Origin of the sequence: Gordonia sp. UBA7860 (genome assembly GCF_002500165.1) — a bacterium.
Taxonomy (GTDB): Bacteria; Actinomycetota; Actinomycetes; order Mycobacteriales; family Mycobacteriaceae; genus Gordonia; species Gordonia sputi.
In genome coordinates this window covers 3359-3834 of sequence record NZ_DLSO01000186.1, presented here as the reverse complement: position 1 = coordinate 3834, position 476 = coordinate 3359, and the positions used below count along the sequence as shown (strand labels likewise).

2 pseudogenes are annotated in these 476 nt (G+C 63.7%); both read right to left on the bottom strand.

Annotated features, from left to right (window positions below):
* Positions 1-116: pseudogene (locus B3T59_RS22510) on the bottom strand (enoyl-CoA hydratase); the annotation flags it as partial.
* A gap of 88 nt (positions 117-204) precedes the next feature.
* A pseudogene (locus B3T59_RS22505) lies at positions 205-476 on the bottom strand (hypothetical protein); the annotation flags it as partial.

The following is a 476-nucleotide window of genomic DNA, read 5'->3' as shown; positions in this document are numbered from 1 at the left end:
TTCAGCGTCACGTAGGCGACGGCGCCACCTGGTCCGCCGACCTCGTAGGCAACCGGCGAGGTGTCCGGGCCGAGGTCGTCGGGACCAAGTGGGGCGGGGATCACGGCGTCGCTCATGCTCACGAGCCTAACCTAGCAAATGCTTGGTTGGTAGTGGTGGTGGCAGCTCAGGGCCGATGATCCCTGGTCATCGACCCCGACGAGCTCAAGGAACCTCGATGACCCCGCTGCACGATTGAGCCGGAATCGACCACAGGGCGTTGCTGTTGACGGCGCTGAGGGTGACCTTGACGCGGCCCTTGCCTGGCTGGTTCTTGGGGAAATTGAAGCCGAGAACGCCGGTATTCGGTGGCCTGGTCACAGCCGATGAGTGCAAGGTTCCGCGCTTACCGTTGCCGAGGTGTTGCCAGGTGAGCTTCGCATGCGAGTCGTATCCGACGCCGAGCCACAGACTGCTGAATGTGGCGGTCACCGTGG